Origin of the sequence: Antarctobacter heliothermus (assembly GCF_900188425.1) — a bacterium.
Lineage (GTDB): Bacteria > Pseudomonadota > Alphaproteobacteria > Rhodobacterales > Rhodobacteraceae > Antarctobacter > Antarctobacter heliothermus.
Map to the genome: position 1 here is coordinate 62,000 of NZ_FZON01000023.1, position 6,618 is coordinate 68,617.

The 6,618-nt window shown below is 60.7% G+C and carries 6 protein-coding genes and 1 pseudogene; 6 read left to right on the forward strand and 1 reads right to left on the reverse strand.

The genetic code is table 11. From position 1 onward, the window contains the following. Positions 1 to 27: 27 nt before the first annotated feature. The 4 genes from folE2 to CHB90_RS13200 all read left to right on the forward strand — a co-directional run bounded on the left by folE2 (position 28) and on the right by CHB90_RS13200 (position 4,638). Positions 28 to 1,128 carry a GTP cyclohydrolase FolE2 gene (gene folE2, locus CHB90_RS13185; RefSeq protein ID WP_089278337.1) on the forward strand — a complete coding sequence of 367 codons (1,101 nt, stop codon included), beginning with the start codon at positions 28 to 30 and terminating at the stop codon, positions 1,126 to 1,128. Between the two features lie 154 nt (positions 1,129 to 1,282). Then, positions 1,283 to 1,510 (forward strand): hypothetical protein, encoded by a 228-nt coding sequence (locus CHB90_RS13190; protein ID WP_089278338.1) that lies wholly within the window; start codon positions 1,283 to 1,285, stop codon positions 1,508 to 1,510. 93 nt (positions 1,511 to 1,603) lie between these two features. Continuing rightward, the gene (locus CHB90_RS13195) at positions 1,604 to 3,052 is read left to right on the forward strand and encodes a TrkH family potassium uptake protein (protein WP_089278339.1); all 1,449 of its coding nucleotides are present in this window, start codon (positions 1,604 to 1,606) and stop codon (positions 3,050 to 3,052) included. Then, complete coding sequence (locus CHB90_RS13200) at positions 3,052 to 4,638, forward strand: 5-guanidino-2-oxopentanoate decarboxylase (RefSeq protein WP_089278340.1); 1,587 nt, start codon at positions 3,052 to 3,054, stop codon at positions 4,636 to 4,638. Before CHB90_RS13195 ends, CHB90_RS13200 begins: the two co-directional genes overlap by 1 nt. A gap of 236 nt (positions 4,639 to 4,874) precedes the next feature. Here CHB90_RS13200 and CHB90_RS13205 read toward each other — a convergent pair. Beyond that, a pseudogene (locus CHB90_RS13205) lies at positions 4,875 to 5,425 on the reverse strand (transposase); the annotation flags it as partial. A gap of 154 nt (positions 5,426 to 5,579) precedes the next feature. On the opposite strand from CHB90_RS13205, the gene CHB90_RS13210 reads away from it, so the two are divergent. Further along, positions 5,580 to 6,158 (forward strand): DUF1349 domain-containing protein, encoded by a 579-nt coding sequence (locus CHB90_RS13210; RefSeq protein WP_089278341.1) that lies wholly within the window; start codon positions 5,580 to 5,582, stop codon positions 6,156 to 6,158. A 203-nt stretch (positions 6,159 to 6,361) separates the two neighbouring features. Further along, the coding region (locus CHB90_RS13215; RefSeq protein WP_141135876.1) for a transposase at positions 6,362 to 6,618 on the forward strand (257 nt) is incomplete at its 3' end.

Genomic DNA, 6,618 nt, shown 5'->3' on the forward strand with positions numbered 1-6,618 from the left:
GACATGCGCGAAAGAGGTGGACCTGACATGAATATCCACACACCGGCCATCGACCGGAAACCCAGCAAGGAAGAGGCCGCAGAGGCGCTGGCCCTGCTTCGGCGCTGGGCGTCAAAGGCGCATGACGCCGAGATTGCAGCACTTGACCCGATTGTCGGGCGCTTGTCGCCTGATGCCACGCCCGAAACCTATCCGGCCCTTGCGCGTGTGTACCCTGAGGGGTTCACTGTCGATGACGCTTACAAGGCGACACTGCCGGATTTGCAGAACGGCCCGTCCTCTCTGATCAGGGGGGCTAACCGGGCCATCCAGCATGTCGGCATCTCCAACTTTCGGCTGCCGATCCAGTATCATACCCGCGACAACGGCGATTTGCGGCTGGAAACCTCGGTCACTGGCACGGTCAGCCTTGAGGCGGACAAGAAGGGCATCAACATGAGCCGCATCATGCGGTCCTTTTATGCCCATGCGGACAAAACCTTCAGCTTTGAGGTGATCGAGGCGGCGCTGGACGACTACAAGTCCGACCTCGAAAGCTTTGACGCGCGCATCAACATGCGCTTTTCCTTTCCGATGAAGGTGGACAGCCTGCGGTCTGGCCTGTCGGGCTATCAGTACTATGACATTGCGCTGGAACTGGTCGAGCGGGACGGGGTGCGCCGCAAGGTCATGCATCTCGATTATGTCTATTCGTCGACCTGTCCCTGCTCGCTGGAACTCAGCGAACATGCCCGCCAGACCCGCGGCCAACTGGCCACGCCGCATTCGCAGCGGTCGGTTGCAAGGATTTCGGTCGAGCTGCGTGAGGGCGATTGCCTGTGGTTCGAAGATGTGGTGGACATGTGCCGCCGTGCCGTTCCGACCGAAACACAGGTCATGGTCAAACGTGAGGATGAACAGGCCTTTGCCGAATTGAACGCAGCAAACCCGATCTTTGTCGAAGACGCGGCACGCCTGTTCGCGGAACAATTGCAGGCGGACGAACGGGTCGGCGACTACCGCGTAGTGGCCAGCCACCAGGAAAGCCTGCACAGCCATGATGCGGTCTCTGTTCTGACAGAGGGTGACCTGTTTGCCGCCGACAGCCTTGACCCCAAACTGTTCACGACGCTTTTCCACGTCGGATGATGCTTTTCGCGGCACCCGGCCTGCGGGTGCCGCCGCCTTGAGCAGTGCGTGGTGTATCACGGTATCGTAAAGTCCATTCATGGCTTGGTCATGGGTTCTGTGGCAGGCTGCGCACAGGGAGGAAACCGACTGCAATAGCGAAAGGTTTCCAGTCATGACGCGCGACAATGTCCAGATCGGAATGGGGCACAGGTCTCTCAACACTCGTATTGACGTCTATCTGTCTGAGGTGGGGTTCGGGCTGAATCCGGCTCAACTGCGCCGCGCCCGGTTGCGCCAGATCATCACACTGGAATGCGCCAGCGACGCTGAACTGGCCAGCCTTGGCATCCATCGGGACGATATTCTGCCGTTTGTCTTCCGCGACCTGCTGGCGGCCTGAGCATCAGTTGGACGGGGTCCGTACCTGCGGCGCCACGCTTTGACGGGCCCGCATGCTTGACAGTCCCGCGTGGTCAGGCCAACGCTCGCCTTCATGTTCGATGTTCGTCCTGTCGCCTATGTGATTGGCCTGTTGGTCGCCTGTCTGGGTGGCACCATGCTGCTGCCCCTTGTGGTCGATCTGGCCGAGGGGCGGGGCCAGTGGCCGGTTTTCCTTGAATGTGCCTCGATCACCATCCTGGCGGGCGGGCTGACCGCGCTGTCCTGCGCCAATGCGGTCAAGGAGGGACTGACCCTTCAACAGACCTTTTTGCTGACCACCGGGGTCTGGGTCGCGCTGCCGGTTTTTGGTGCGCTGCCCTTTGTTCTGGGGGCCACCGATGCCAGCTATACCGATGCCTTTTTTGAGGCGATGTCCGGGCTGACCACCACCGGGTCGACCGTCATTTCCGGCCTCGACGATCTGCCCAAGGGGCTGCTGCTGTGGCGCGGGTTGCTGCAATGGCTGGGGGGTATCGGCATCATTGTGGTTGCCATGGTCTTTCTGCCTGAACTGCGCGTCGGCGGCATGCAGATCTTTCGCTCCGAAGCCTTTGACACCATGGGCAAGATCCTGCCCCGGGCGACGCAGATCTCGGCCTCGATCTCGTCAATTTACATTTCGCTCACGCTGTTCTGCACGATCTTCTATCTATTCTGCGGGATGAACGCCTTTGATGCCACGGTCCATGCCATGACCACCGTGTCCACCGGCGGTTTTGCCAACTACGATGCCTCTTTCGCTACCTTCACGGGACCGGCGGAATACGTCGCCACGGTTTTCATGGTGCTCGCGGCGTTGCCCTTTGTCCGCTACGTCCAAATGGTGGCCGGGCACAGGTTTGTGTTGTTTTCCGACAGCCAGGTTGTGACCTTTGTGACAATCATCGGCGTGCTTGTCGTGGTGACTGCCTTTGTCCTGCTGTCGATTTTTCCGCACCACCCGGAACAGGCGGTGCGCGAGGCGCTGTTCAACATCACCTCGATCATGACCGGCACCGGCTATGCCAGCGTCGATTACATGACATGGGGGCCATTCCTGATTGCCATGTTCTTCTTCATCGGGCTGATCGGGGGGTGCGCGGGATCGACTGCCTGTTCGGTCAAGATCTTCCGCTATCAGTTGCTTTTTGCCTCGATCCGCATCCAGTTGCGCCGCATCCGCGCACCGCACGGGGTTTTTGTCCCCCGGTATGAGGGGCGGCCAGTCGGCCAGGATGTCATGAGTTCGGTCATGAGCTTCTTTGTCTTCTTTGTCGTTACGCTGGGGGTGCTTTCGGTCGCGCTCAGCCTGACCGGGCTCGACTTCATCACCTCTGTCTCCGGGGCGGCGACGGCGATTGCCAATATCGGGCCGGGGCTGGGGGACAAGATCGGGCCGACTGGAAACTTCGCCGGTCTCAGCGACACGGCGAAATGGATCCTGAGTTTTGCCATGCTGGTCGGACGGCTGGAACTGCTTGCCGTCTTTGCCCTGTTCACAATCGGCTTTTGGAGGGCCTGATGCAAAAACCCCTTGGCGCACAGATCAGCCATGCCCTGAAGGCGCGTGGCGTGGAGGTCATCTTTGGCATTCCGGGCGTGCACAATGTCGAAATGTACCGAGGCATCGAAGAGGCGGGGATCACCCATGTGCTGGCCCGTCACGAACAGGGGGCCGGGTTCATGGCTGACGGCTATGCCCGCGCGACGGGGCGGCCGGGCGTGTGTTACCTGATCACCGGGCCGGGTTTCGTGAACGCCATGACTGCGCTGGGGCAGGCCTATTCCGACAGCGTCCCAGTTCTTGCGCTGGCCTCCTGTCTGGATGAGGTGGCGGCGCGGCGCGGGCAATTGCATCAGATGCGCGACCAGCGGGCGGCGGGGGCGACGGTTTGCGACTGGTCGGAAACGGCCTCTGATCCGGCGGCGGTTTTTGCCCTGCTCGACCGGGCGTTTGGCGAATTTGCCAGCGCGCGGCCCCGGCCCAAGGCGCTGCATGTGCCGATTGCGGCGCTGGGGGCCATGGCGGATCCTGCACCTCAGCCGCCGCAGCGCCCCGATGTGCCGCACCTGACTCATGACCAGATCTACGCCGTGATCGACGCGCTGGCGGGGGCGGAAAAGCCTTTGTTCGTGTTTGGTGGCGGGGCTGCGGCGGGCGCTGAACATGTGCCTGCGCTGTTGCAGCAGACGGGCGCGGCCAGTTTTGTGACCTACGCGGGCCGGGGCATTGTCCCGGCAGATCAGCCGTTGTTTTTTGGGTCGTTCCTTGCGCGGCCCGACAGCGCGCGGATTGCGGCAGAGGCGGATCTGGTTGTGGCGCTGGGGACGGAACTGTCAGAGGTGGACTTGTGGCGCGACACGCTTGGCCACAAGGGGCGGATGATCCGGGTCGACCTGGACCCGGAGGTGCTTTCAAGTCAGCAGGCAGGCGACATGGGGTTCATCGGCGACGCGGCGGCCTTGATGAAGGCGCTGACCATCGCGATCCCGGCGCGCAACGATGATCGGCCTGCCTGTTGGGATGCGGGCCGCGTCGCCGAGACGCGCCGTCGTTGGCGGGCAGAGATCATGGCGGAGCGCCCCGGCATCGTCGAGGTGGCCGAGGCGCTGCGGGACGCGATGCCTGACGAGGCGATGATCTATTCGGATATGACCCAGCTGGCCTATGGCGGCAAAGAGGTCTGGGACATGCCTCGGGCGGGGCATTGGCATCACCCCTGTGGATTTGGCACGCTGGGCTATGCCTTGCCTGCGGCGATTGGTGGGGCGGTGGCGCGCAAGGGGCTGCCGACCTGTGCGATCATGGGCGATTACGGCCTGCAATATACCCTTCCAGAGCTGGGGACGGCGGTGGAATTGGGCCTGCCCTTGCCGATCTTGGTCTGGGATAATGGCTCTCTGGGAGAGATCCGCGATTCTATGGTGGCCAGCCAGATCGCCCCCAATGCCGTGGTGGCGAGGAACCCTGATTTTCTGGCCTTGGCGCGGGCTTACGGCGCCGGGGCGGTGGAGCCTGTGGATTTGAAGGGGCTTCAGGAGGCGCTGATAGCGGCGTTTCAGGCGGAGGGGCCGACGGTGATCCGGATGACCCCGGCGCTGGTGTGATGAGGGGGTGTCCACGCGTGGACAACCTGCCGCCTGTGTAAAATCAATGGGTTACAGAGGCGGTTTTACGTCTCGTTAGGGATTGCGGCCCTTTCCGGGTGCGGTGGAGAGGGATGTTTGCGCGTCCGTCAGAGGCCATGAGGGTCGTCTGTGGGCAATTGAAATGGGCGGGGACAGCACCCGAGTTCTGCGGCTCGTTGTTCCATCCCGGATGTTCACACAAGCCCTCTGAGATACGCATCCGCAAGGCTGCCATGCAGCGCCCTTGCGCCGATGTAATCACTGACCTCTCCGGCGGTCACAAACAGGTTCAGATGGGCGTCCCTGGCTGTCGCAGACGGCGTTTAGCTTCGTGTTCATGCCACCTTTGGTGCGCTTGATCAGGCGCACACGCCCCCCATTTTCACCACCATGCTGGTCGCAGTGCGATGGGCCTTGAGATAGGTCGCGTCCCTTGCGCGACAGGGCATCACGCCAGTGATGTCCCGAGCGGGATCATCCCCGACTTCTCTTGGCTATGCAGGGTGGCCAAACCGGCCATCATTTGCGCGAAGATCCCCTTGTCAGCTCCATCGCTTCCATCTGTTGTAGAGCGTCTTGTGCGGGCCGTCGGCAGCGGGTGTGTCGTACCATCGTAAGCCATTGCGGTTGATGAAGATAATCCCGATAAACGCTCGTCGATCAGCCTTCTCGGGCCATTGCTACGCCCTGCCGGGCAAGGGACTCGAGGCTTGCCGTGGGGCTTCGGAAAGCAGGGTCCGAGACGCGCAATCTGTGCGGCATTCAGTCAGAAAAAAATCCGATATGTCACCGCTCATTTTTCGAACCGTGAAACACGCCTCCTCCCGCTAATCTATGGGTCCAGAGCCTAAGCTCAGGTTGACCGATGAAAGTGAAACTGTGAGCATTGGTCACAGCAAATCATGAATGGCTCTTGCAAGATGTATGACGAACTCGAATGGCGATCTCCCCCGCCGGAATGGCGCGTGGAGGGTGACCGCCTCACCGTCATTACAGGGAAAGATACAGATTTCTGGAATAAGACATTCTATGGATTCACCCGCAAGGACGGCCATCTGTTTTGCCGCGAAGTAGAGGGGGATTTCAGTGCCGAGGTTGTCCTGCATGCCACCTTTGATACGCTTTACGATCAGTTGGGCCTCATGGTGCGTGCTGACGACGAGCATTGGCTGAAAACCGGTCTGGAGTATTCTGACAATCAGGCGCAGTTGAGCACGGTATTGACCCGTGACGGTTGGTCTGACTGGGCAACATCGGTTGCGCCAATCGAGGACGTAAAAGCAGGCCTGCGGATCCGGTTGACCCGCCACGGCGAGGTCTTGCGCGTCCAAAGACAAGACCGGAACGGAAAATGGCACCTCACCCGGCTTGGGTATCTTGGTCTGCCATCAAAAACGCAGGTCGGATTGATGTGCTGCTCGCCAGAGCGCGCCGGATTTCGCGCCACCTTTAGCGATTTCCAACTTGGGCCAGCGATTCCACGCGACCTACATGGCTGAGATTTTGAAACGCGTTGCGGGTCGGCGGCAGTGGCGCATAAATATTTTATATAAAACAATATATTAGATAGCGCCTTCCGTCGAAATCACATTCTCTTGACAACATCGCATCATCTGTGTATCCGTCCGTTGTGACCGCTCTGACGGTGAGCCTCTGCTGTCGATAATGTCCATGATCGATAATGGACATCTTGAGGCACTCCATGACGGGCATGAAGGGACAGAAGAAGCGGTTCTGGTCTGACGAGGAGAAACGCTCGATCTGCCGGCAAACATGCGCGCCCGGTGTGTCGGTGGCGCAGGTTGCGCGCCGGTATGCGATGAACTCGAACCTGATCTTCACCTGGCTGCGGGATCCGCGTTTCGCGCCGGCCGAAGCCGAAGCGTCCAGTGGTGCCAAGGATGACACTCTCTTCCTGCCGGTCGAGATCACCGGCTTGGCCGCCGAGCCTGAGCCGGG